Raw genomic sequence first — 25,540 nt, forward strand, 5'->3', positions numbered from 1 at the left:
ACAAATAAATTAAAAGCATGAGGTCAATTTGCATGACTACATTCGAGTTTAATAATTACAAAGTTGACTATCTATTTCTGCTTATCGGTGAAAATCCTTTACCTAACTACGTCACAGCAAATTTATTACTAAAAAAAGGTGGTACTCCATACCTAATACATACAACTGGTACAGAAACTCAGGCTAAACGGCTAAAAAATATCCTTGATAACCAATCAATAGGCTTACAGCCAGCACAGCTAATCTCACTTGGTAAATATGAGTCTGACTCTTATCACATTCAAGATGAAATTCGCCGCAAGATTCAAAGTTTAAAAAATGGAAAAATCGGGTTGAATTATACAGGCGGTACAAAAGCAATGGCGGTACACGCTTATAGAGCAGTATTCAGTCAATCTTACGCTGATACTGTATTTAGCTATCTTGATGCACGTAGGTTAGAGATGTGCATAGATAGGGAAGATGGAGAGCGTATTCGTATTAAAGTAACACCTGAATTGTTAGAAGTAAAACTGGTAAATCTTTTCCAGCTACATGGGTTGGAGTTAAAACAAAAACCAACACAACAGGCGCAACTACCAAAATTAGCAACAGAACTTGCAAATATTTTTAAGGAAGAGATTAAAGCAAAGCAGTGGTTTGATTGGTTCTACAACGTTTTTCGTGAGCAAACGTATAAGAATAAATCAAATGGTGGAGGAGAGTGGAAAAGCAAGACTTCTTTGCTAGATGTATCAACACTTCTGGAGAAACTACCACAAGAAATCACTTCAGCCTTTAAAGAAGAAAATTTTGTTACACCTGATAATAAACTTTCTTTGCAACAAGTTGAAAAGACGGGATCTTTCAAAGAAATTAAACATTTTTGCAAGTGGCTTGATGGTTTATGGCTAGAGCATTATGTGTTAGAACAAGTAAAAAATATTGCTGATAAGCAGATAAAAGACTACGGACTAAATTTTGAAATTCCTATTAAGGGGACTAGAGATGGGTTTGAGTTCGATGTTGCCTTTACACGGGGATATCAGCTTTTTGCGATTTCTTGTTCGACAACGAGCAAAAGAGACTTATGTAAAAGTAAGCTTTTTGAGGCATACCTTCGAGCAAGACAAATGGGAGGAGATGAAGCAAGAGTAGCTTTAATTTGTTGCTTTAACGAACCAGATACTCTCAAAGCTGAAATTTTGTCTTCTACAAATGATAAAAAAATTGCTGTATTTGGACGAGAACATCTAACAAATTTATCTGAAGAAATTGCTAATTGGATTGACCAAAATGATGAGGATGCGAAATGAGAAAATTTGCCATAACTGTAATAGATACATCAGGAATTCAGGGTTATATTTTCAGCAGCAACCGTCTCCGCGAAAATATTGGAGCATCTCACTTAGTTTCTGAAGCAACAGGTGATTGGGTAGAAGAAACTTTAGATAAATTAGGTGTTCCAAAAAATCAACAAAAAGAACCAATTGAAACAAGTGGACTTAATGCTGAAATAGTTTATGCATCTGGCGGAAACACATTAATAGTATTTAAATCAAGAGAGATTGCTATAAATTTCACTAGAATATTGAGCAAGCAAGTTTTAGAAAAAGCACCGGGAATTAATCTAGTAGTTGCTCATGCTGACTTTGATTGGAATGGAGATAATCTCTATCAAGTAATTAAAAATTTGATGGAAGGAGAAATTGATCGCCGAAAACAGGAGCGACTTCCTTCTGTTCCTTTACTGGGTTTAGGTGTCACAGCAGTTTGTAATTCAACTCAATTACCTGCCATTGATAGATATATTCAAGATGATGAAGCAGACAGCTACCTTATTTCCAGAGAAAGTAAGCAAAAATTAAAAGCTGTTGATAGAGCAAATAAAAAACTGCAAAAAATGTTTGCTGAAGTATTTGACCAAAATATTTTTCAGTTTCCCTACCGGACAGATCATTTAGGACGTTCTGAAAGGGAATCTAGTTATGCAGCAATTGTTCATGCTGATGGTAACGGTATGGGTAAACGTTTTCAAAAATATGGTGAAGACGCAGAAAATAATAGAGATTACATTCAAAGGATGCGTGATTTTTCTACAAGTGTTGAAGAGGCAGGTAAAAATGCACTTAAAGCTGTTGTGCAGGTAATTGTAAAGTCAATACAAGAAGGAAAAGTTGTTGGTAAACTAGGAGAATTTCAACTCAAAGCTAAATACTATCTCCCTTTCCGTCCTTTAGTTTATGGCGGTGATGATATCACTTTTATTTGTGAAGGGAGATTAGGAATAGAATTAGCAGCTTTATTTCTTCGAGAATTTGAGAAACAGCGTGTTGCAGATTGTAAAAAGTTAACAGCCTGTGCAGGTATTTGTGTTGTTAAAACTCACTATTCTTTCGCAAGAGCTTATAAAATTAGTGAGGAATTATGCAAAGAAGCTAAGAATTTAGTTAAAGAAAATAAAGAATTTGAGCCAGATGGATTTTCAGCAATTGATTGGCATTTAGCAGCAAGTGGTTTATTCGGTTCAATTTCTGAAATTCGCAAACTTGAATATCAAGTGAGTGTTGACAAGAAAGATACTTGGAATTTAGCAATGCGTCCTCTGCGATTGGAAAAGCATAGTAGTGAGTGGCGAACTTGGGAAGGTTTTACGCAAGTTGTTAAAGAATTTAAAGAAGGAGAGAATTGGAAAGAACGCCACAACAAAGTAATGGCCTTACGAGAAGTTTTACGTAAAGCGGATGAGAATGCGACTAAAGAGTTTTTATCAGCTTATAAATTATCACAACTGCCTTCTTTTCCAGAATCCAGTGGTCGAAGTGAACAATTGGCAAGAAAGGGGTGGCTCAACAACCGTTGTGGATATTTTGATGCTATTGAAGCGATGGAATTTTATCTTCAATTGGAGGATTAAGTGACTATTTATCAACTAAAAATAAAACTTTTAAGTGATACAACCTTCGGTAGAGGCGATGGTGTAGCTGGTTTAATTGATCAAGAAGTAGAACATGATTCTAGTGGATTTCCCTATTTACGTGGACGCACCTTAAAAGGTTTGTTGAGTGAAGAATGCGATAACTTAATTGCTGTTTTACCACCGGAAATTCGTTCTGAATGGGAAAATTTTGCCTGCATTCTTTTTGGTACACCAGGTAGTGTTCAGGGGACAATAGCATCGATGCACGTAGGAGATGCTTGTTTACCTGACGACTTACGAGAAGCAGTTGCTTTCCAAATTAATAAGAAAACACTTACCAAAACAGAAGTTCTAGATTCACTTACAACAATTCGTCGTCAAACTGCAATTAATTCTGAAACTGGCATAGCCGATAAGGGAAGTTTACGCTCTTTCCGTGTGGCAATTCGTGAACTTGAATTTAAAGCCGATTTATTATTTGAAACCCAACCCAGTCAGGAAATACTGTCAGTTTTAGCAGTGGGTACATTAGCATTACGACGTATAGGAAGCGGACGTAATCGAGGTCGTGGATATGTACGATGTACTCTGCATGATGATTCCGGGGTAGAAATTACACCAAGCTATATAAGCCTATTTGGAAAAATTCAGGAGAAAAGCGCATGAAAACAATAACTTTTTCATTGCACACTCAACAACCACTACTTGCTACTTCATTCCAAGGCGATCCAAATAGTGATGTTTCCTACAATTATATTCCTGGTAGTATGATTCGGGGTGCAATAATTGGACGCTATATGAAAGAATATCATTTATCAGATTTAGATTTGAATAATGATGTAGTAAAACGTCTTTTTTTTGATAATAATACTTGCTATCTAAATGGTTATTTACTAAGTCAGAAAAAAAATCAGAAAAAGCGTACTTTACCTGTACCTCTGTCTTGGTTCAAAGACAAGGATTCACAACTGAGTGATAATTCATCTCAGATCACAGTTTACGATTTCAGTATTGATGAAGAAGAAAAGCCAGAAACACCAAAGTCTGTTGGAGAATCTTTCTGGACAGAAGAGGGTGGAGTTACATTTTATAAAGAAAAGCGGCGGATTAATATTCATAACCGACGCGATCGCAAAAAAGGACGCTCTAGTCAAGAAGAAGGGGAAATATTTTGTTATGATGCCATAGATACTGGACAAGTTTTTCAAGCTGTCATTCTGTGTCATGAAGTTGACGCAGACTTTTTGAAAAATTTACTCCAAAAATCAGTGGATATTTGGCTAGGTGGTTCTCAAAGTGCAGGTTACGGACATATAAAAATATCTGATGTCAATTGTCATGATATTTGGAATGAAATAAATATTCCCGCTACTGAACGTATTAACCGCGAATGTTTAATAATTACACTTTTGAGTGATTTGATTTTACGTGATGAGTGGGGTCAATATGCCGTTATTCCGCCATCAAAACAACATCAAAAACCAACACCGTTGACAAAGGAACTGGAAAAAGTTTTGGGAACGCTTAAACCAAAACGTAGTTTTGCTAGTGGCAATTTAGTAGGTGGATTTAATCGTAAATGGGGGCTACCTTTGCCTCAAGTTCCAGTATTAAAAGCAGGATGTGTATTTGTCTTTGAGAAGATTTCTATAACTTTGGAGCAAATTCAACAATTAGAAAATTTAGGCATTGGTGAGCGCAGAGTTGAAGGGTTTGGCAGAGTTGCTGTGAACTGGCTAGAAGAACGACATTTTTATGCCAAACAACCTGAAACTCCAAAAACATCTAGTCAGCCTGTATTAAAACTACAAACATCACAAACTTTAGCAGCACAAATGGCAGAGAGGTTATTGCATCAAAAAATGGAACAGGCGTTACAAAAGCAAATTGGTTATTTAAAAATAGAAGGTCAAATCAGCAATAGTCAATTATCTCGCTTACAGATGGTAGCACGACAAGCATTATCAACAGGAGACTGTGATTTAGTTTTATCTCTTCTGAATAATCTCCCTTCTAATGCAAGTGGTCAGTTTGAAAGAGCAAAAATTAGAGATAAATCTCTTAAGCAAAAGTTGGATGAATGGCTACATAATCCCATGTCTTGGATTGAAAACTCACAAACAGTCCAAATTGCAGATGTAGAGCGAAGTATTACAGATAAGTTTGCCATCCAAAATAAACTTGCGGAGAAATATACATTGCGCTTAATTATGGCAGTAGCTAAAAAGGCAACAAAGGAGAAAAAGGATGATTAATAAGTGCCTAAGATATCGCAATCAGCGTCATATTACTGAAAGGATAATAGTCAAAGGAACATTAGTTTTAGATACACCAACTTGCTTAGGAAGTGGTGATGCTGAAGGTGATACTGATTTAGTTATTTTACGGGATAGTTTAGAAGATAAAGCGTTACTAATGGGTTCTTCTATTGCTGGAGCGTTACGGAATTATTTACGGGATTATGAATATGGCTATAATACAGAAAAAATATCTGTATTATTTGGTGGACAACGTAGTGAGGAAGAAGGTGAACAAAGTCCTTTAATTATTAATGATGCCATTAGCAATACTATCCCTCATGTAGAATTGCGAGATGGTGTCAAAATTAACAGCATCACCAGAACTGCTGAAGATGGACAAAAATATGACTTGGAATTGCTGGAAGCTGGAACAGAATTTAATATTTGTTTTGAATTATTAATAGAAAATAATAGGGAACAATTAATTAGAGAGTTAGTAATTGTTCTTCAAGGATTAGAAAGTGGTAAAATTTCGATTGGAATGAAAAAACAACGAGGTTTTGGTCGCTGTCACGTAGAAGAATGGCAAGTATGGAAATTTGACTTACACAAATCTGATGAACGACTAGATTGGTTAAATTTTGAGCATTGGAAACTGGGTTTATTCTCCAGCCATTCAATTCATAAATCAATTGAAAAGGCTTTAGATTTATTTTTGGATGAAAAAGAAGATAAATGCGATCGCCTAACCATCGAAGCAACATTTACCCTCGCTAGTTCCCTATTAATTCGTTCTGGTCAAGCGTCTAGTAATAAAGCACCCGATGTCGTACACCTCAAATCTCGACGCGATGGAGAACTTCAACCGGTGTTATCTGGTACAAGTTTAGCGGGGGTATTACGTCATCGTGCAGAACAAATTGTTAATACTCTCCACAAAAATACAACCATTATTGATGAAATATTTGGTGTTGATTTCAGCAAGGATAAAACTAAGAAAGCAAAAGCAAGTCGTTTGATTGTTCATGAAAGTGTCATTAAAGAAAGTAATGATTTGGTACAAAATCGCATAGCTATTGACCGTTTCACAGGTGGTGCTTTACATGGTGCATTATTTAATGAGCAACCAGTTTTTAGGAGCGATAAAACAGAGTTGAAGCTAGAATTGGAGTTACGTCAACCGAAACCTTATGAAATTGGTTTATTACTATTGTTAATTAAAGACTTATGGACTGGAGATTTACCTGTTGGTGGTACGAGTGGTATTGGAAGGGGAAGATTGCAGGGGAAAGAGGCAAAAATTACTTTAGCTTCAGAAAATAAAATTTGGAAGATTACCCAAATTTCAGAAGATGAGCTTTTAATTATAGATAATTCTGAAGATTTAGAGAAGTTTGTTGATGCGTTAAATGAGGAGGTAGCTGCTTGAATAAACCAATATGTAAGCCTTTAGATATTTCAACAAATTTAGATATAAATGAGTGGTTAGAAAAACAAGCTGAAGAATATCAATTAAACTTTCTGTTGGCTCACGCAGAAGATGGAGTAATTTGGGGAAAATTTAAAGATGGTAAGTTATTAACATCAGATAGCGTCTTTGATTTTTTGCCCAAATTAAGTCCTTTGACTTTACAACAATGTCGGGCTTTTGGTGAAACGTCAGAAGTAATGCTTTGGCAGACTGATGAGGGTTTTAAAGCTCGTTTAATTCAAGATGAAAAAGATACAGAACTTATCCCAGAAAATCATATTCTTTGGGGAACACAAGCAGATAAAATTTGTGGTGATTTTACTTTAGTCTCCGATGGTTCGCAAGGTTTATGTCATGCGGTGCCTTTAACTAATATTGAATTTGATGAGAATCAGAAATTGTATCGTCCTTTGCGTTTAAGTGTTCATCACTATATTGATTACGACGATTCGGGTGTAGCTCGAATTGATTTAAGCCGTTTAGTTAACTTAACTATTTTTAAGGAGATTAAAAAATGAATCCGAGACACATTTCTAAAGTACCAGATGAACCAGATAATCGTAAAGCGATCGCTCCCTATAATTTTGTAGAATTACCTGAAAAAGTAGTTCAAATATCACCAGAATCTCTACCACAAGAAAATCGCTATTACTTGCAAAACGAAAAACGTTACACTGGCAGAATTGAATGTACTTTAACTACTGAATCACCGCTATATATTAGATGTGGATTAACAAAGGAAGAATTTGAATGTTGCGTGGAAACAAAAGATTTGCCAGATTTCTTTTACACCAATCCTTTAGAAAAATATACAAAACCTGTTATTCCTGGTAGTAGCTTGCGGGGAATGCTGCGGAATTTAGTTGAAATTGTTAGCTTTAGTAAAATTGAGCGAGTATCCGATAATCAACGTTTATTTTTTCGTGCAGTAGCGGCAAATCCTAACAAAGATTCTTCGGGAAAAGAATACAAACAATATGTTGTTTCTAGAAATATTGAGGCTGGATATCTGAGCAAAGATAATGAAGGATGGTATATTCAGCCAGCCAAAATTTTTGAAAAAGAAACATTTGCTTGGGTTAGAGAGAAGGAAATTAATTTAAGCAATATTAAAAAATTTAATGATGATGAATATTATCCTCAGTATATTTCTATAAGCTATGAAACTGTAGATAGAGATATAAGTGATAGAGCTAAACGTTTATTTGCTTTGAACGTTGATTTAGCAAATATTTATAAAGCAAAGGGAGTATTAGTGACAAGTGGAAATATGAAGCAAGGTAGTGAGTCTTCACCACGCCGAAATCATTGTATTGTTTTTGAAAAAAATGCTACTTCTCCCAAATTGAGAATAGATGATAAAGCTATAGAACATTATCGTAATGCACTTACTGATTTTCAAAAACTACCACCATTTGATAAAAATTGGGGAATGTTGAATGAAAATTGCTCTGTTGTATTTTACTACCCTCCTGAAACTGGTAATAAAGTAGGGTTTTTCGGTCAAAGTCCTAATTTCCGCATTCCCTACTCTCCCGAAGGTAATGGACAGGCAGCTACTGTTGTAGATTTTATTCCATCAAATGTGAATAATCAAAATAATTCTTCCATTATTGACTTAGCTGATGCAATCTTTGGTTGGGTTAAAAAAGATAAAAATTTACCTCAAAATGTGCGTCAACGTGGAAGTAGAGTGTATATCACCGATGCTAAATATAAGTTTGATAAAAATGGCATCTGGTATAAAGGCAATCCTGATGATACACTAATTCCTCAAATTCTTAGTGAACCAAAACCAACTTGCTTTCAACATTATTTAGTTCAGCCAGATGATACAAAAGCTGACCAATCAAAACTGAAACACTATGCCAATGAACCAAAATTAGAAACAGTCATTCGTGGGCATAAACTTTATTGGCATAAAGGAATAAACCCTGATATTGAGCATCCTGAAGGGAATAATGCTTCAGGAAATCAAATAACTAAAATTAAACCAATTAATAGAAAAGTAACGTTTGAATTTAACATTCATTTTGAAAATTTAACCAAAATTGAGCTTGGCGCAATTTTGTGGATACTTGACATTGCTCAAAGTGATAAATATCGTCTCAAACTTGGTATGGGTAAACCTTTAGGTATGGGTGCTGTTAAAATTGAGCCATATTTGTATTTGAGCGATCGCACTTCTCGCTACGGTAAGCTATTTAATGGTAATAACTGGGCAAAAGAGGAAACTAAAGTTGTGACTGAAGACTATGCAACTTTTGTAAAACCATTTGAAAAACATATTCTCGATAATATTAGTATAGAGGACTATCCAAAAGAAAAGAATAAAGGTGAAATAGATAGCATTTTAGATTTACCTAGAATCGAAATGCTATTAGCTATGTTGACTTGGAATAATTCTCTTAAAATTGATCAAGATACTCGATATATGGAAATTGAGCGAGATGTTAATAAGTTCCATATTGGTAGACCTAAACCTAGAGATAAAACTATAAATGAATACCAAGAACGTTTTGTACTACCAACTCCACTTCAAGTAATTGGATTAGATGATAACCGTAGAATGAATACTCTTCCTTCTTCACCCTCTAATTCAGGTAGTTCTACTGATGCTCCAAAACCGAAACCTAAACTTAAAGGTAATGATGTAGGTAACCCACTACCAAAGGATAAGCAGTCTCAACAAAAGCCAAATGCTAACTCTCAAGGAGGTAATTCTGCTGCTATAGCTAGACCACCGAAACCGAAAAAATAAGGGTCATTACACCTATCCATATATCCCAGAGACGCAATTGATCAACCTAACCCATCTGTCCCTTTACCCACTCCCTGATTGCTTGTCGGAAAACTCGTCTTCCTGCCATACGGTATTTTTCAATTAGTGAGGGAATTTCTTGAATATTCAGATTAGGAAACACTAAACTTGTTTCTCTTTCAAGATATTCCTCACCTTGCAACTGGTAAATTTTGATTTCTCCAGAGTCATAAGACCAAATTTCAGGTACAGCTAACCGTGCATAGATGGGAAAGCGATCTAAAGATTTACTGGTAATATCAATTTCTAAAGCTAAATCTGGAGGTGGATCTTGATTTAAATCAAACTTGAGCTTGCCTCGAATTAAGGCTTCATTTTGAAAATAAAAACAATTATCAGATTCTATTACAGCCTTTTTTAGTTCTCGTTTCCAGGTAGTTGAGCCGTAACACTCATAATCTAGCTCCAAAACATCAGCTGTATCTTTGATAATGTCACCAATTATTTCTTTGTAATATTCATGTTCTGGTAATGGTGTCATAATCTCTAACGTGCCATCATCATAAGCTACCCTAGTTGAACAGCTTTCACCTAAGTCTACTAATAAATTCTCAAATTTTTGCCAACTGATATTGTAAAGAACCACTCGGTCAGCGCGATGTTCAGTTAGTAGCATAATTCCTCACAGAAGCAGTAATCAGTAACGAGCAGGTATAAATTTAAAAATTCAAAATTGATGACTGAACAACATCAAAATTTATCCTAGTCTATTTTATCAATGATGATTGACGAATATTTTAAAACCCTCACTACCTTCGCCCCGCGCAACTTTCAACGAGAAGCGATCGCTAAACTCTTACAGCGTCAAGATATCCTCCTCCGCGCACCAACAGGGTCAGGAAAAACGGAAACAGCGATCGCACCCTTCCTCTTCGCCAAAGCCCTGAATATAGACTTTCCCAATAAACTCATCTACGTTGTCCCCCTGCGAACACTGGCCAACAGTCTCCGCCAACGTGCTGAAATATTAGTTGCGAACTGGGAGAAAGTTTATCCATCATCCCATTCCCCTGTAGTAACTCTGCAAACAGGAGAAAACCCAGAAGACCCCCGCTTTGAAGGTGACATTGTTTTCTGCACCATTGACCAAATGTTAAGCAGTTTCCTGAATATTCCTTACTCAGTCGGTCGTGGTTCTGCCAATGTTAACTCAGGAGCGATTTTTGCCTCATATCTGGTATTTGATGAATTACATCTACTCGATCCAGACCGTTCTTTCGCTACTGTTCTGAAAGTTTTACAACAAGTCAAAGGCATTTCACCATTTTTGCTGATGACGGCGACTTTAACTAATGAACTTGCAACCCAAATACAGACGTTGGTAAACAATGGAAATTATTCAAGTTGAAGATGCAGATTTAGAGGCGATAGAAGGCGATCGCCGTCGTACCTTTCAAGCTGTGTCCCATCCTCTTAACGCTTCGGTAATCCTAGACGATATTCGAGCTTATGGGCGTAAACGAGTGATAGTCATCTGCAACACAGTTTCTCAGGCTCAGGGATTATTCCGGGATTTAGAGGAACTGAACTACGAGGGAATATTGCACGTTACATTGTTACATTCTAGATTCCTACCAGAACACCGCGCCCAAAAAGAAACTGACCTCAAAACTATATTTGCCCAAAACTGGCAAGATGATGGTAATTGCTACGTTTTGATTTCGACCCAAGTAATCGAAGCAGGAATCAACATCACCTGCCAAGTCATGCACACTCAACTTTGTCCAATGAACTCGCTTTTACAACGGGCTGGACGTTGCGCTCGGTTTGGTGGTGAGCAAGGAGAAGTCTATATTTATCATACAATTGAAGTTAATCCAGCTTCTTGTAAAATAGCGATCGCAGATTTAGAACTAGAAGAATCAGCAACTAAAAAGCAAAGTTTTCTGCCATATCCTCAAGAAACCTGTGAACTCACATGGCTTGTGTTACAGGAACATACCCAATCTCTACATACAAATGAAAATGTCGGATTTCGTACTGAAGAAAAATGGATAAATCAGGTTCACACTACAGAAGACTTACTACAGCAACAGCGACGACTTAACAACCGGATGAATTTTGAACAACGCTTTGAAGATGCGTTTTTCAGAGGGGATCAATCTGCCGGGAGAGAATTGATTCGGTCAGTTGATAGCCGCAGTGTATTTATCTGGGAAGAAGATGGCTTAATTGATATTGAAGAGGAAGTAATTGACCCCCAAAAACTGCTAAGTTTTTCGCTGCCTGTTTCCATGTTATGCAAAGTGTGGCGGGAGTTTCAAAATATGGAATTTGGAGCAGACTGGATTTTTAAGCAGATCGAAAACCCGAAAGGAAAATCAGAAACGTATAGTCAACCTGTTTGTACTCTAATTAAATCTCGTGAGGCACTTATTGGCAGTATACGGATTTTAGTTAATCCTCGCTATGTTCATTATGACGAACATATTGGCTTGTTAATTGGCATTGATGTTTTCGGGAACCACTTTGTTTCTCCTGATAAGGCAAAGCGTGCGATCGCCAGTGAGTATCGCTATAACATGGACAATTATGTAGGGCATCTAGTATTGATGTGGAAATGCTGGCGGGAAGCATTTACAGTAAACCGATTAAAAAATGGAATGTCCGTAGAAATTACTTATATTAGTGTTCGTGATGAACTGTTAGCGGCTGGTGGACGATTTATCAGAGGTAAAATTTTCCCGCAGACGCAGGAGAAAGAAGCAGAAGCTTTATTTGAATCATTAGTATTTTTCGCTATCTTCACCCATGACTTGGGCAAACTACAAGTGAAATGGCAAGAAGTGATGCGGGGATGGCAAGCGATCGCTCATTCTTCATTCTCTGGCAGAAACCCCGGAAAACATCTACTAGCGCACACAGACTACAACCCAGAAAACAGACACCAACGAGATGCCCTCAAAGCCTACGAAAAGAAATACAAGCGTCCAAACCATGCTGTTGAAAGTGCTTACTTAGCCCAAGATATTCTCAAGCAATCGTTAGTACCCCTACTGCAAGATAATTTCTCCGCAGATACAGAACAAATTAAATACATCTGTCATACAGTAATCATGGCTGCGGGTCGTCACCATTCTGCCTGGGCTGGGGGATGGGATCAAGCAGCAACGGCTAAGATTAAAAGTATAGAGTTACACCTAGAGGCAAAGCAAGCGATCGCTGACAGTTGGCGGAGTATTCATAGGTTTCTACCACAGCCATTATCCTTACCAAAAGCAAACTTGAGTAAAGATGTCTACCCGATAAAAAAAGACTTTGATTTAAATAGGTTTACATCCGACCAAACGGAATATTTGCAACTTTACTTGCTAGTGGTCAGAGCTTTGCGCCTTTGCGATCAGCGTTCAGTACAACTTCACAATACTTAGCTATCGACCAGCGAAGTCTTGAGTTGTCGCCTGTGTCCGCAGGTGTGCCATATTGGAATAGCTCTCTTCCAACGGGGTATAGAATCTTTGGAAGTACACAACGCTCATGGGTAAAACGCCAGATGATAGAGCGCTTATTTGTTACTAAGAAATTCGGCACTTACGCTGATACCTTTCTAATGTTGGGTTTGGCGCAACTTGTCGAGTATGCCTTAAGGGAACAAAAAATCGGCATTCAGCTTGTGGATGAAGGCACACGCTACCGTATCCAATTCAAAAAGGCTGTAAATTTAGAAGCGATCGCTAAACTCAAATATACCAACCCCTTTCCACCAGTCAAAGGTAAAAAAACAGATATCAGCAAAATATCTCAGGAAACAATTATCTTTGACACAGTAGAACAAAGTGATGCGCGAAAACTCTACCGAGATTATGTATTTCAGCAACGGGGCAAAGTTCAATTTAATGAAGAAGATGCACCAGATCCACCCCATCCTAGTACTCAAAATGGTGTAGTCCTAACTTCGATGCGCCACGATCGCAATCATAACGAACTGTGGCAAATGGGTTGGCAGATCAAGGATGACTACGGTGTTTTGCTTGTTACCCTCTTCCAAGCTTTTAGCCAGGAGAATTATTCTAGCTTGAATGGAGAAACTAAACAGGTTGCGGAGTTATTCAAACAAGCAACTGGTCGTCAGTTGCCTCAAGAGGCCAGTGCCGTGAAAGTTTACCTGCCCACATCGGTTCAGGGAGTTAACCGCATCAAGGCAGATAGCAACAAAGTAGATTCCCAAAAAGCAGATTGGTTAAGCTTATGGCTGATTGCGGGAGGATTATTTAGCTTTGGGGTTGCTGAACGGGTCAAGATTGCCGAACGAGTTTATGACTGGCGAGTTGTAGCGTTAGAACCATTAGATATTCAGTTGAGCAAATATCGGGAGGTGTTAGATAAATTACGCAAATATAACCCACCTTCTGGAGGACATGGGATTGCCCGGTTTGATGCGGAGTTGGTGTTACGGTTTTGTCAACAACTGCTCAATAGTCACCCATCTCAAGCTGATGCAGAGCTAAATGACTTTGACCTATGGCAACCGATTAACCATTTTGTCAGTAACTTTGTAGGCACTCACTTTGGCTCCAAAGGGCAAGTTTATGGTGTCAAAGAAGTTTTTACCTTGGGGCTTCCTGGGTGGATTAGACCAGAAAATTCTGAGGAATTGACAGATTATCTGAAGGTTCTAAATGAGCATCTGTTTGTGATCGGTAGCCTATCGGCGGAAGAGGGACACAGCGAACTGTTGGCTGCATATCGAGATTTTATTACTGGGACAAATCTTCGTAAGTTTTTTCGTTTTCAGGCCAGCTACGCCGATTACATAGTTAAACGCTTGGCAGATCCCAAAGCAAAACCTCCCCGTTTATTTTCAATTGCTGGACTGAACATCATGACTAAAAAAGACACAGATTTCACCAAAATTACCACAGACCACAGCTTTCTCCGCATTGCCAAAGCTATTAATCAAGCAACAGTATATGCAGGGAAGGTGAAAACCCAACAGGGTGTTATAGAACTAGATTGGCAACGCACCTATGGATTGGCACAGCGTTTGAGCAGTCAATCAGGCTCCAAGAAGGATTTTTTGAGCGAAATTACTGATTTTCTGGCGAAATACCAAGCAGAAAATTTACGCTTATCGGAACAACTTCTCAAGGAAGGCAAATCTCTCAAACGAGTTTGGACAACTAAGGAAGACCTAGACCGATTAGTTGAATTGGTTGAAAACTATGACACAGTATTGGTTGCCAATTTGTTAATTGCCTACGGGTATGCCCGTTGGACAAAGGCGAAGGAAGTGGATTTGGAAGATGAGAATGCGGATATTAATGACGAGCAAGATTTAAACAACTTGGAACCAACTGAAAATTTAGGAGAATCCAACAATGACTAAGACAAAGTTTCCGGTTTATTCAATATCTATTAGCGGCTTACTGTCCTGGCAGCTTCATGCTCTGAATAATGAAGGAAATGAGGGCAATCAATCGCTAACGCGTCGCTACTATATTATTCAGAAAGACATGAGTGAACCTGAATATGTTAATGGAGTTTCCGGCGATATGCTCAAACATATTCAAGCAGAACATCTGCACCGAATTGCGATTCAGGAAGGACTAACACTTTCAGAAGGGGGAAAGCAATTTCATCCTGACCGTATTGGTTATGACTTGGAAAAAGGACTTCCGATTTTTACGCAGTCAGATACAGATTTAACTGCCAAAACGAACCAAGTACTCCAGCGTTGCACAATCAGCGACTTGGAGGGATTTATGGTGACAGTTAAAGGTGGACAAACTCTAAAACGGGAATCTGTAATTGAGTTCGGGGCAGCTGTAGGTTTACCAACCTTAGTCAAAACCCAGAGCTACTTCCATGCGAAATATGGAACAGATAACCCAACTCCTTACAATGTACAGGTCAGTTCTGGTTTGTATGCAACTGTCCTCAATATTGAAGCCTTTCGCATTGGCTACAATCCCCATAATTTCAGTTACAGCATTGATGCTGGTGAGCGCAAAAAGCGGCTAGATGTCTTACTCAAAAGTGTGCTATATACCTATTTACAACCCAATGGTGCAAAACGTAATACCCATTTACCCCATCCTGACTACTTTGAAGGTGTGATTACTGTTAGCACTCGCCGTTGTCCGGCACCAATGCTCAGTCCCTTATCAGAAAGTTACAGCCGCCAAATTCATAGCTTGGCTGATACCTTGAATAATCTTAATGGTGCAGGTACAATTCACTGTTTTGATTTTGAGACAATTGCCCAGTTCGCCGAACAAATTCAAACTCTAATTGAGCGATCGCAACCTTGGGAGAGTAACAATGCCGAAGCCATCGAATAAATCAAAATCCTCACAGTCCAAACAGGAGCAGCAGGTGAAAGCAAGCTCCAACCAATGGTTAACCGTCACCTATCAGCCTGTTAGCCTATTCTCCCTCAAACGCTCCGATGCAACGAGCATGGCGGCTCGGTCGAATCTAGTGCCAACTCCTTATGCGATCAAGATGGCGTTGCTGAAAGTCTTGCTCGAAAGCCAGGGAAAGCAGCATCAAAGTGATTTTGAGCGATGGATTAAAAGCGAATTTACCTGGATTCGAGACTTACAAATTTATATTTGGCCACCAGAGCAATTGGTTGTGAATCGCAACGGCTACAAACTCCGCTACTACGACCAAACTGCTGATAAGGCAGATAAGAGCCGGACGACACTACCTATGCAGGGTGGGTTTGTCTTTCGGGAATGGGTGCATTTACAAGGACATCTACAAATTTGTTGTGGTGGTTGCGATCGCTTGGCAGAACTAGAGCAACTTTTTGCTCAAATTAACTATTTCGGCAAACGGGGCTGTTTTTTTCAATATCTTCCTGAATACAAACAAGAAACTTCTGAACCGTTATTTCAACCAAATCTTATTACTGGCTTTATAGCACAGCCAATGGATGATTTAGGTGAAAAGACTACCTTTAATCGAATCAATCCTTTTTCCACTGAGAAGGCACAACTGGATAAAGACCGAGTAATTAAACCTGGATTTTTACCTTTACGACTTGTTGCTACAAGCGCCCGTTATGACATCTACCAAAGATACTGAAATCACATTTGCTGGACTTAGCGTAGTTCTCAAACAAGTAGAAACTTCAATTAGCCCCACCTCGCTGAACTCTTGGCTATCAGAAACCCAGTTTTTACCAATTTGGATTCCTTTACGGATTAAGGAAGGTGTTACTAAAATTATGCCTGTATTGCCAAACTCAGTTCTATATCCAAATCTCATGCAATCTATTTGTCAGCAGATTGCTCAGAATACCTTGGTGGAATGGTGGCAAAAATCCTATGAATTAACGGGGGTTGAAGTAGATTCCCATGCCTTGCATATGATTCAAATTAGTGTTGCATCTGCCGCACCTCCACCAACATTGGGACGAGCCATCCATGCTCAATGTTTTCAGTGGTTTGCTAATACCGATACTGCCTTAGCTGAACACTTGCATCAACAAAATACCTCACCGTTAACTGTGGCAATGCAGTATGTTTCTGTGCAAAAGATGCAGTTGAGAATTACCTTGTTGAAAAAAGAACTGCTAGCACCTTTACTTTGGGGATTAAGTAGCAACCTGGGAAAGTCAATCATGCTAGCAGGCATACCTTGCCAATTGGGGGAGTCGATAGATATCCTGCAAGCTAGTAGTTTTGAAAAACTAGCACAGGTAACAACCCAAAGCGTGATTGAGTTGCGCTTTCTTTCACCTACTAGCTTCAAGCAAAATCGAGGAGTACAGCCTTTCCCACTACCAGAATTGGTTTTTAACAGTCTATTGCGCCGTTGGAACACATTTGCTCCGCCAGAACTGCAATTTCCCGAAGTTGAGTGGAATGCTTTAGTCTCTGCTTATGACCTCAAAACCCATGCTTTAAAAATGGAAGGTGGAGCAGAAATTGGTACTCAAGGATGGGTTAAGTATCGATTTTTAGATTCTGAACAAGCAAGAATAGCGACAATCTTAACTCATTTTGCAACATTTGCAGGAGTTGGGCGCAAAACAGCGATGGGAATGGGTCAAGTCCAGAAGTGTTGAATCCCGCTCGCGGGGCTGAACTAAAAATACGCATTCAAACGAAAATATGAATGAAGATTATTTACCTTTGGCATACCTCAATGCCTGGGAATATTGTCCACGCAGATTTTACCTTGAATATGTGTTAGGTGAAATGTCAGATAACGAGCATATTATCTTGGGTCGCCACATACACCGTAATATCAACGAAGAAGGGACAATTCAGGAAGGGGAAACGCTGATTCATCAACAACAATGGGTCTGGAGCGATCGCTTGAAGGTCGCAGGTATCATTGATGCAGTTGAAGAATGCTCAGGTCAGCTTGTCCCTGTGGAATATAAAAAAGGGAAGATGGCACAGCACCTTAACGACCATTTTCAACTTTGTGCAGCAGCTTTGTGTATAGAAGAACGTACCGGAAGCTGCCTTGCTTATGGTGAGATTTTTTATCACACTAACCGCAGAAGACAGACAGTAGCATTTACACCTCAACTACGACAAATGACTGAGCAAGCAATTGTTCTTGCTCAACTTGCATCTCAAACAACTATGCCTGCGCCACTTGATAACACTAAAAAGTGTCTTTCATGCAGTTTAAAAGAGATTTGTCTGCCTTTTGAAGTTAAACAGTTACGAAGTTCAATGACTCCTGAAACCGAGGATTAAATTCATCGGCAGTAAATTGATTAATAAGTTTTCTCCATAACTCATTACCATAACTCTAAAATGTCAGTACTTTACGTAACTCAGGCTGATGCCGTTTTGAGCAAGAACTACGAAGCTTTTAATGTTGCTCTCAAGCAATCCGATGGTTCTTGGAAAAAACAGACTGTTGCAGCCCAAACTGTCGAACAAGTTGTCTTAATGGGCAACCCCCAAGTCACAGGAGATGCCCTAGTTTATGCTTTGGAATTGGGTATGCCTGTTCACTATCTTTCTAGCTTTGGTAAATATCTGGGTTCTGCGCTTCCTGGTTATTCGCGCAACGGTCAATTGCGATTAGCACAATATAAACTATATAGCGATCCTGTCGGGCGTTTAGAATTAGTCAAAGCAATTGTGACAGCCAAAATTCATAATCAATATCAGGTTTTGTATCGTCATAATGAGCGAGATAATCCTCTTAAAGAGCGTAAAAGTCTTGTTAAAAGCCAAAAAACCATAGATCAGGTCAGAGGAATTGAAGGTCTAGCGGCACGAGAGTATTTTGCTTGCTGGCCACGGATGGTTGGAAAACAATGGACATTTACTGGTCGAAATCGTCGTCCGCCTACTGACCCAGTGAACTCGTTGCTCAGTTTTGCCTATGGTTTATTGCGAGTTCAAGTAACGGCTGCGGTTCATGTTGCTGGGTTAGACCCTTATATTGGTTATTTACACGAAGTCCATCATGGTCAGCCTGCAATGGTTCTGGATTTAATGGAAGAATTTCGTGCTTTGATTTCTGACAATGTAGTACTAGCTGTATTGCACAAACATGAAATTCAACCTGACGATTTTAACGAAAGTTTAGGTGCATATCGCCTGAAGGATACTGCCAGGAAAACTTTCTTACAGGCATTCGAGCGCAAAATGAATGATGAATTTAAACATCCTGTTTTTGAATACAGATGCACTTATAGACGAGCGATTGAACTACAAGCGCGGCTATTGGGTCGCCATTTACAAGAAGGGATTCCATATAAAGCTTTAGCTTTACGTTAATTATCATTCATTTATTGAAAAATTTGACAATGACTACTCTGTTCTATTTGATTATTTACGATCTGCCTGATAACAAAGCTGCAAATAAACGTCGCACTCGCTTACACAAAATGTTATCTGGTTACGGAAAATGGACACAGTACAGCGTTTTTGAGTGTTTTTTAACAGCTATACAATTTGCGACACTTCAGACCAAGATAGAAAAACTGGTTAAGCCTGAAGAGGATTCGGTTCGATTGTATATACTTGATGCAGGTGCAATTAAACGAACAATTACTTATGGTTCAGAAATTCCTCGACAAGAGGAAACAATAGTCTTATGATTATGTAATCAGCTTGATGATTGGCAAGTCGAAGCGGGGGCTAAAACCCTGGGGGATCTGCCAAAATCGCCAGAACCTTGACAAGTAAATAATTACAGCGTTTCAACACTTCGGAAAGTTGCAAATTACTTGCAATAAGAACGGCTGAAAATGACCTTTTTTTTCGATCCGTCAAAAACCTTCCCAGGAAGCTTGCTCTGTAACAGTTTCAGATGGAGCGGTTTCCACTAACCAAATCCCCTCACGGGGACTGAAACATATACCCGACATTATTAGTCGTAGCTATAACTTAAGTTTCCACTAACCAAATCCCCTCACGGGGACTGAAACATGTTCAAGAGGCTACTATCTCATTTGAGCTTCAGTCGTTTCCACTAACCAAATCCCCTCACGGGGACTGAAACATTTACCTAGAGGTCCGATGGGGGTAGCTGTTCCTGTGTTTCCACTAACCAAATCCCCTCACGGGGACTGAAACGCAAAGGAAGCGACTAGTGCAAGTAACCGCTTGGATGGTTTCCACTAACCAAATCCCCTCACGGGGACTGAAACCTGCACTGGTAATAATTGAGTTAATCCAAGATGCAACGTTTCCACTAACCAAATCCCCTCACGGGGACTGAAACCTGACGGCATAATCGACAAATCGGAGCGTGATAGTGTTTGGTTTCCACTAACCAAATCCCCTCACGGGGACTGAAACGTCTATCCTGAATTTCAATAAGACTTACTGGTAAAAGTTTCCACTAACCAAATCCCCTCACGGGGACTGAAACTTTTAGGAAATCGTAAGCGTTGTGGAAGTAAGTCCCGAACTAAACCCAGTTCGGTTTCCTTCGGAGCGCGAGTCTAATGCTCAAGGAACTCGCACCTGATAGAGACAAAATTCTGAGGCGCTTGTTTCCTGCTGTTCCATTGTTTTAGGTGAACGCTGCACAAATCAATGATTATTTGGCTGGTAAAATTCAACTCTCTGTGGTGCTGATGAGTGGTTTCTTGAAAGTATAAATGTCAGGCATAGTAATGTTTTTACCTCCTGGCTCTTTTAGTATTGCTTTTATCTCTCTATTGGCTAATACCCTAATTTATCAATCAAAGCTACACTACCATCGGAAAATGTCAAGATTTTGGGATAGCATCAGATGATTGATCTCTACACCTTCACCACGCCCAATGGACGCAAAGCTTCCGTCATGCTGGAAGAAGTCGAATTGCCCTACAATGTCAACAAAATTGACATTACTCAACAACAGCAATTTACACCTGAATATATCGCCATCAATCCCAATAGTAAAATTCCCGCCATTGTTGACCAAGAAACTGGGATTAAAGTTTTTGAATCGGGTGCAATTCTAATTTACCTAGCTGAAAAAACAGGTAAACTCTTACCTACTGAACAAAAAAGCCGTTTTCAAGTCCTAGAGTGGCTGATGTTCCAAATGGGAGGAGTCGGGCCAATGTTTGGACAACTTAACCACTTTAAACGTTTTGCACCCGAAAAACTTCCCTATGCCATCGAACGTTATGAAAAGGAAACTTTACGCATTTATGGTGTCTTAGATAAACAACTGCAAGACAATGAATTTATCTGTGGTAACTATTCTATTGCGGATGTTGCAACTTATCCGTGGGTAGCGATTTATGAATTTCTTGGTTTAACACTCGACAATTACCCAAATCTTAAACGCTGGGTGCAGATAGTGCAGCAACGGGAAGCTGTGCAACGCGGAATGCAAGTCCCTTAAATACAAGACCAGGGATAAGCCAACTTGGGTGATGATGAATTATTAAATAATCTAACCCGTTCTCATTCCCAAGCGCACTCATACTGTGAAAAAACAAATTGAACGGGTTTTTATTAGTGATCACTCTAGTTCAATATTGCTGCTAGCCATATTATTCATAAGCTGTGAATTATTATGTGTTTCCACTATCTGCTTAACAAAGTAAAATGATTTACTTTATATCCTATTCACAGTTCTTGTTTTAAAATTATCTAAGCTTTATACTTAAGAAAATATTCAATTACTTCATCACAGTTTTAAACTTAATAGCAGTTTCTTTATAACCTCTTGAATCTAATTTCATTAAATCTATCGTGGTAACGACAGTTTAAATGATTGATGTTAGAGAAGTAGTTTACAAGAAAGTTAATTTAACCTGTGAATAAGAAATGGGCTACTAAACGACTCACAATCAATTTGGCATCCGTGGAAGCAGAAAGATTAGAAAAATACTGCTCAATTACAGGAAGACCAGCAACCGATGTGATTCGAGAGTTGATTCGCTCTTTGCCAACCGAAGAAACACCAAATGCAAATTGAACCACTTGATGAGTAACACTCGCTTTTTTGTTTAACTCAAGCACACAATACCAAAGCAAAAAACTGGTTCAGGTAATGCTGATTGCTGTATCAATAAAAAATCTACCTAAATGGTTAACAAAACAGCTAAACTAACTTTATAGTTCCACTTTTGACTTACCAGAGACTAAAGCTATAAATTCCTTAGTATCTCTTTAAATATTCCCCTGGAAGTTCATGATTAATGCTGATGTGGTTCTTAGCTTTGAGGGGAGAAGCTGAACTAAATACAAAATCTTCAAAACAACAGTTTACTAAAACATGGATTTCATTAACCAAGCACGAAATTTGGCGGATACGCTCAAAGATAAAGCGCAAGAAGCAGCAAATAATACAGCAAAGGGGATAGAAGGAGTAGTTGATGTCATCAAAAATACTACTGTAGAGATTACTACCTCAAGTATTAATGCGGTTAGTGATTTACCTGCAACAGCACAGCAAGGTTTTCAAACAGTACAAAATATCAGTAAAGCATTTGAAACAACTGCTATTGGTGTGAGTACTTCGAGTCTGTGCATAGCTGAAGCATTGCAAAAGCTGCCTTCGACTGCGGCGGAATTAGCCGTAGAAATGCCCAAGATTGCCAATAGATTCAGGTATCGTGCTGGTGTGAGAGTAGGAGATTTGCCTCGCTCTGACGCAGATGTGATGAAGCTTTTTGAGAAAATTCCCGGTACATCAAAGCTTGGAGCTAACGAACGGACTATTCGTGAATTCTTGAGCGATAAACATGGTAGCCATATCATTCCACGCTCCCAAGGTGGCTCAAATGGTGCTGACAACATCCTGTGGGAAGTGGGTGTTGATAATCTGCGTCGCGGAGCCAAGGTTATGACTGTTGGGGAGCAGTTTTATATTCGGGTTTACAATGCCGTAGATTCTGTTGTCAGCAATTCTGGAACAATTGCTAAATTGGGGATTACTGCTACAGGAACCGCTATTCTCACCCAAGTTATAGTCACAGCGATTTCATACTCCTTGGATCTTTATCGGGGCGACATTACTGTAGAAGAGTATAAAAATTTAATTGTAGAAGCTGCAAAGGCAGCAGGTATTGCGACACCAATTGTTTTTCTGATCTTAGTGGCTGTATTGGCATTATTTCCAGAATTTACAGTTATATTGTCAGCACCAGTGGTTATTGCAGGTTTCAATGCCTTATTTGGTATGAGCATCGCTATGCCAATCATCCAATCGCTACTCCGTCATGCCCAAGCTGGTGGTTTTGGCACAGAAACTGCTGAGACTTACAGAAATGCGCTTGGTGGTTCTACACTTGCTTGAGATTATTTGAGTACAAATAGCTTTTAACAATGAATGTGTAAAGAATGTATGAAATTAAGTAGTTAATTTATAACTTCATGCACTTTTCTACTATTAAAGTAAGTATTGCACTTCTATTTGGGCAATATAGGTTTAGCACATTTTTTCTATCCAAATAAATGAGATTTTTATTCAAATTACTCGGTTTAATATTACTATTAACCGGAGTTTACTTTCTTGGTCAAAATATCTACTTTAGCACCAATGTATATCCCTATTGGTGGCGTGGTATAGCTGCTGATGGTTCTATATTATTTCTAACTTCTGGGATTCTGATGTTATTTGTCCTGCCCCGTCAGGACAAGGCGTTAGGTTGGGTGGCGCTGGGTGTAGGAATATTTCTTATTTTTTTTAGTAGCCGCGCTGTTCTCACCCCTACAAGCCTGTGGCAGTTCTGCCTTTCAATGGCTTGTTTTGTCGGAGGATATCAATTGTTGACTACAGGTCGCTTGAATATTTAGACTTAATTAACCTTGATACACCGCTTTACAACTGGCTATAAATTACACAAAAACACATAAAACACTAATAGCTCCAATAACTTCAAAAAGCACATTAGCTGTTTAGCTTAACTGGTTTATTAATAAGCGGCTTCGGTTGCCCAAGGAAATCGGCTCAAGTCGGGGTGTTGGGCTTCAAAAAAAATGAACTCGTTCTCGTCCCAGTCGAGATGAAGGGTAAGACGAATTTTGTTAGGGTCTAGTCTTTCAACACTTTTGCCACGCCAACAGTTAGCGCTTGTTAGTTCCCAGTCGAAAGACTCTGTATAAATCTCTGCTATTACTGCGCTTGATGCCGCATTCTCAACTGTGCTGACTGAAGTAGAAATTTTCTGCTCTTTCTCATCAACTAAAAATAATCTATATTCAGGCGGTATTTGAACAAGGCTGACAAAATACTTGATGATTTCTGGCAGTGCTTGTTGAAAGGTAAGGCGATCTGTATCAAGTATGACTAGATGCTCCTCTACTGTCGGGTACGAAAACAAGTGATCGCGCACAGCAATATTAGTTTGTCTAATTCCTGAAATATTTAAGCTTTTTTGCAAGTATCGGATACTGTTTATAATTCTGTGCTGAAGATAAATTTCAATGCCAAAGCTTGAATAAAATTCTTCACCTATATTTTCAAAGCGTTGGTCTTGTTGCTGCACTTTGGTAAAGTTATACCAAGCTTGAGGATTAGACATAATTCGGTAAATCATTACTTCATCTTCGGCACTACCCTCCAGTCCGGCTACCGCCAAATAAACTTGCTTGTTTAGTAATGAAGGGTAGGTGAATTTATGGCGGTTAGGGGATTTCATGTGAACACAGTCCCAAAGCAGCGAGGATAACCCTTCGGTAGTGAACAGATGAGGGTTATCTTGGAGGAGTAGTTGAAAAACTGGTACTGGCTTATACATAGATTTAGCTTTGTGACAATATGATCGAGCTAGTGCATTCTTTAATAGCCAGCATTTGTAGTTTTGACATACCTAAATATACTTAAATTAATAATTTGACAGATACATAATTTTTTGGTTTAAATCTGATTTATATCGGTTTTAGATAGCTTCAAATTCTTTATTTAGTGATAAATCTCAGGAATGCCACTACAAGGCTACTCTTGCCTAACTTTTGAAAATTCTCTAAGTTAGACGTGGCTATCCTTCGCAGAAGGTCTAGTTCAGGCGATCGCGCTCTTGGCGGGGAGCGATCGCTTCTAGTTATCCACCCCCTTAAAAGCAGATCACACTTCAATCCCTAATTCCGCTCCCAACGCTTTCTCTATGCTCCGCAATGTTTCAATAGGCAATTCCTGAATTTTTTCGTTTTCAACCCTGTGCCAATGAGGAGTGCTAATACCTGCCTCTGCTGCTAATTCCGTTAAGGATTTAGGAGAAGCTTTTCTAAGAGCTTTTATTTTTTCCCCCAATCCTGGAATTTCTTTACTAAACGTAACCCGCATTAATGTTAATTCCACATGTACTACTCCTTAAGTATCTTTTGCTGGGTTAGTTTTCTCATGCTTTTATAGTTACATATTAAGTAGTACTTGACAAGTACTACTTAAAACGATAGTATATTAATCATAAGAGAGGAAACAAGCGCCAGCCTCCCAGCTAAATATAGAGGCGCTCACCATTGAACCTTGACAATAGTGAATCTATTAATCCACCTAGAAAGGTAACTGATGCACTGGCGAAACCAGAGAAAGTGAGAGATACAGGAAGGGAAATCGATTTGCGCTGAATAAAAAGTTGCCACAGCAGTACGATAGTCGCTCTGAAGCTCGTTGCCGACTACCGCCCGATCAAGAGATATGCTGCTGTAGCAAGCTCCAGTCACTGGCTAGGAGAAAGAAAATATTAGGCTACGCCAATTCTAGAGTGAGAGTGTTGTGCCTTCAGCACAATG

General features: G+C 38.9%; 23 protein-coding genes and 1 CRISPR repeat array. Of the genes, 20 read left to right on the forward strand and 3 right to left on the reverse strand.

All coding sequences use genetic code 11. The annotated features are described in order from the left end of the window. Positions 1 to 32: 32 nt before the first annotated feature. The 7 genes from ACEW80_RS26240 to ACEW80_RS26270 are packed head-to-tail and all read left to right on the forward strand — an operon-like array spanning position 33 to position 9,371. Positions 33 to 1,295 carry a Card1-like endonuclease domain-containing protein gene (locus tag ACEW80_RS26240; protein WP_373529415.1) on the forward strand — a complete coding sequence of 421 codons (1,263 nt, stop codon included), beginning with the start codon at positions 33 to 35 and terminating at the stop codon, positions 1,293 to 1,295. Next, the gene (locus tag ACEW80_RS26245; RefSeq protein WP_373529416.1) at positions 1,292 to 2,896 is read left to right on the forward strand and encodes a hypothetical protein; all 1,605 of its coding nucleotides are present in this window, start codon (positions 1,292 to 1,294) and stop codon (positions 2,894 to 2,896) included. The genes ACEW80_RS26240 and ACEW80_RS26245 overlap by 4 nt, the downstream gene beginning before the upstream one ends. Continuing rightward, the gene (locus ACEW80_RS26250) at positions 2,897 to 3,565 is read left to right on the forward strand and encodes an RAMP superfamily CRISPR-associated protein (protein ID WP_373529417.1); all 669 of its coding nucleotides are present in this window, start codon (positions 2,897 to 2,899) and stop codon (positions 3,563 to 3,565) included. Next, a complete protein-coding gene (locus tag ACEW80_RS26255) occupies positions 3,562 to 5,154 on the forward strand; it encodes an RAMP superfamily CRISPR-associated protein (RefSeq protein ID WP_373529418.1) in 1,593 nt (530 codons plus the stop codon). The genes ACEW80_RS26250 and ACEW80_RS26255 overlap by 4 nt, the downstream gene beginning before the upstream one ends. After that, a complete protein-coding gene (locus tag ACEW80_RS26260) occupies positions 5,147 to 6,568 on the forward strand; it encodes an RAMP superfamily CRISPR-associated protein (protein WP_373529419.1) in 1,422 nt (473 codons plus the stop codon). Before ACEW80_RS26255 ends, ACEW80_RS26260 begins: the two co-directional genes overlap by 8 nt. After that, entirely contained in the window at positions 6,565 to 7,128 is a 564-nt protein-coding gene (gene csx19 / locus ACEW80_RS26265) for a CRISPR-associated protein Csx19 (protein WP_373529420.1), read from the forward strand. The genes ACEW80_RS26260 and csx19 overlap by 4 nt, the downstream gene beginning before the upstream one ends. Then, on the forward strand, positions 7,125 to 9,371 hold the full coding sequence (locus ACEW80_RS26270; RefSeq protein WP_373529421.1) for a TIGR03986 family CRISPR-associated RAMP protein: 2,247 nt from the start codon (positions 7,125 to 7,127) through the stop codon (positions 9,369 to 9,371). The genes csx19 and ACEW80_RS26270 overlap by 4 nt, the downstream gene beginning before the upstream one ends. A gap of 46 nt (positions 9,372 to 9,417) precedes the next feature. Here ACEW80_RS26270 and ACEW80_RS26275 read toward each other — a convergent pair whose 3' ends face one another. Continuing rightward, positions 9,418 to 10,047, reverse strand: coding sequence for a Uma2 family endonuclease (locus tag ACEW80_RS26275; protein ID WP_373529422.1), 630 nt, complete (start codon positions 10,045 to 10,047; stop codon positions 9,418 to 9,420). Between the two features lie 102 nt (positions 10,048 to 10,149). On the opposite strand from ACEW80_RS26275, the gene ACEW80_RS26280 reads away from it, so the two are divergent. The 13 genes from ACEW80_RS26280 (at position 10,150) to ACEW80_RS26340 (ending at position 23,602) form a co-directional block, all read left to right on the forward strand. Further along, positions 10,150 to 10,779: a DEAD/DEAH box helicase gene (locus ACEW80_RS26280; protein WP_373529423.1), complete on the forward strand. Its 630-nt coding sequence runs from the start codon at positions 10,150 to 10,152 to the stop codon at positions 10,777 to 10,779. Then, on the forward strand, positions 10,760 to 12,802 hold the full coding sequence (gene cas3, locus ACEW80_RS26285) for a CRISPR-associated helicase Cas3' (RefSeq protein ID WP_373529424.1): 2,043 nt from the start codon (positions 10,760 to 10,762) through the stop codon (positions 12,800 to 12,802). The genes ACEW80_RS26280 and cas3 overlap by 20 nt, the downstream gene beginning before the upstream one ends. Before the next feature lie 122 nt (positions 12,803 to 12,924). After that, on the forward strand, positions 12,925 to 14,757 hold the full coding sequence (locus ACEW80_RS26290) for a hypothetical protein (protein ID WP_373529425.1): 1,833 nt from the start codon (positions 12,925 to 12,927) through the stop codon (positions 14,755 to 14,757). Next, complete coding sequence (locus ACEW80_RS26295; protein WP_373529426.1) at positions 14,750 to 15,712, forward strand: DevR family CRISPR-associated autoregulator; 963 nt, start codon at positions 14,750 to 14,752, stop codon at positions 15,710 to 15,712. Before ACEW80_RS26290 ends, ACEW80_RS26295 begins: the two co-directional genes overlap by 8 nt. Further along, entirely contained in the window at positions 15,693 to 16,463 is a 771-nt protein-coding gene (locus ACEW80_RS26300) for a hypothetical protein (RefSeq protein ID WP_373529427.1), read from the forward strand. Before ACEW80_RS26295 ends, ACEW80_RS26300 begins: the two co-directional genes overlap by 20 nt. Then, complete coding sequence (cas6, locus tag ACEW80_RS26305; protein WP_373529428.1) at positions 16,441 to 17,448, forward strand: CRISPR system precrRNA processing endoribonuclease RAMP protein Cas6; 1,008 nt, start codon at positions 16,441 to 16,443, stop codon at positions 17,446 to 17,448. Before ACEW80_RS26300 ends, cas6 begins: the two co-directional genes overlap by 23 nt. 46 nt (positions 17,449 to 17,494) lie before the next feature. Then, complete coding sequence (gene cas4 / locus ACEW80_RS26310) at positions 17,495 to 18,094, forward strand: CRISPR-associated protein Cas4 (protein ID WP_373529429.1); 600 nt, start codon at positions 17,495 to 17,497, stop codon at positions 18,092 to 18,094. Positions 18,095 to 18,154: 60 nt separating this feature from the next. Then, positions 18,155 to 19,132, forward strand: coding sequence for a type I-D CRISPR-associated endonuclease Cas1d (gene cas1d / locus ACEW80_RS26315; protein ID WP_163927041.1), 978 nt, complete (start codon positions 18,155 to 18,157; stop codon positions 19,130 to 19,132). Between the two features lie 29 nt (positions 19,133 to 19,161). Beyond that, positions 19,162 to 19,455, forward strand: a complete 294-nt coding sequence (cas2, locus tag ACEW80_RS26320) for a CRISPR-associated endonuclease Cas2 (protein WP_373529430.1) — start codon at positions 19,162 to 19,164, stop codon at positions 19,453 to 19,455. Between the two features lie 220 nt (positions 19,456 to 19,675). After that, a CRISPR array of direct repeats spans positions 19,676 to 20,231; the repeat unit is 37 nt; unit sequence GTTTCCACTAACCAAATCCCCTCACGGGGACTGAAAC. A 366-nt stretch (positions 20,232 to 20,597) separates the two neighbouring features. After that, complete coding sequence (locus ACEW80_RS26325) at positions 20,598 to 21,200, forward strand: glutathione binding-like protein (RefSeq protein WP_373529431.1); 603 nt, start codon at positions 20,598 to 20,600, stop codon at positions 21,198 to 21,200. A 417-nt stretch (positions 21,201 to 21,617) separates the two neighbouring features. After that, on the forward strand, positions 21,618 to 21,779 hold the full coding sequence (locus tag ACEW80_RS26330) for a CopG family transcriptional regulator (RefSeq protein WP_373529432.1): 162 nt from the start codon (positions 21,618 to 21,620) through the stop codon (positions 21,777 to 21,779). 300 nt (positions 21,780 to 22,079) lie between these two features. Beyond that, the gene (locus tag ACEW80_RS26335) at positions 22,080 to 23,102 is read left to right on the forward strand and encodes an HNH endonuclease (protein ID WP_373529433.1); all 1,023 of its coding nucleotides are present in this window, start codon (positions 22,080 to 22,082) and stop codon (positions 23,100 to 23,102) included. Positions 23,103 to 23,260: 158 nt separating this feature from the next. Further along, positions 23,261 to 23,602, forward strand: a complete 342-nt coding sequence (locus tag ACEW80_RS26340) for a hypothetical protein (RefSeq protein ID WP_373529434.1) — start codon at positions 23,261 to 23,263, stop codon at positions 23,600 to 23,602. A gap of 119 nt (positions 23,603 to 23,721) precedes the next feature. Here ACEW80_RS26340 and ACEW80_RS26345 read toward each other — a convergent pair whose 3' ends face one another. Together ACEW80_RS26345 and ACEW80_RS26350 are read right to left on the reverse strand one after the other, a co-directional pair. Continuing rightward, positions 23,722 to 24,546, reverse strand: a complete 825-nt coding sequence (locus ACEW80_RS26345) for a hypothetical protein (RefSeq protein WP_373529435.1) — start codon at positions 24,544 to 24,546, stop codon at positions 23,722 to 23,724. A 326-nt stretch (positions 24,547 to 24,872) separates the two neighbouring features. Beyond that, positions 24,873 to 25,106, reverse strand: a complete 234-nt coding sequence (locus ACEW80_RS26350) for a helix-turn-helix domain-containing protein (protein WP_163938276.1) — start codon at positions 25,104 to 25,106, stop codon at positions 24,873 to 24,875. Between the last annotated feature and the right edge of the window lie 434 nt (positions 25,107 to 25,540).

The sequence above is a fragment of the Nostoc sp. genome (genome assembly GCF_041747015.1).
Taxonomy (GTDB): domain Bacteria; phylum Cyanobacteriota; class Cyanobacteriia; order Cyanobacteriales; family Nostocaceae; genus Nostoc.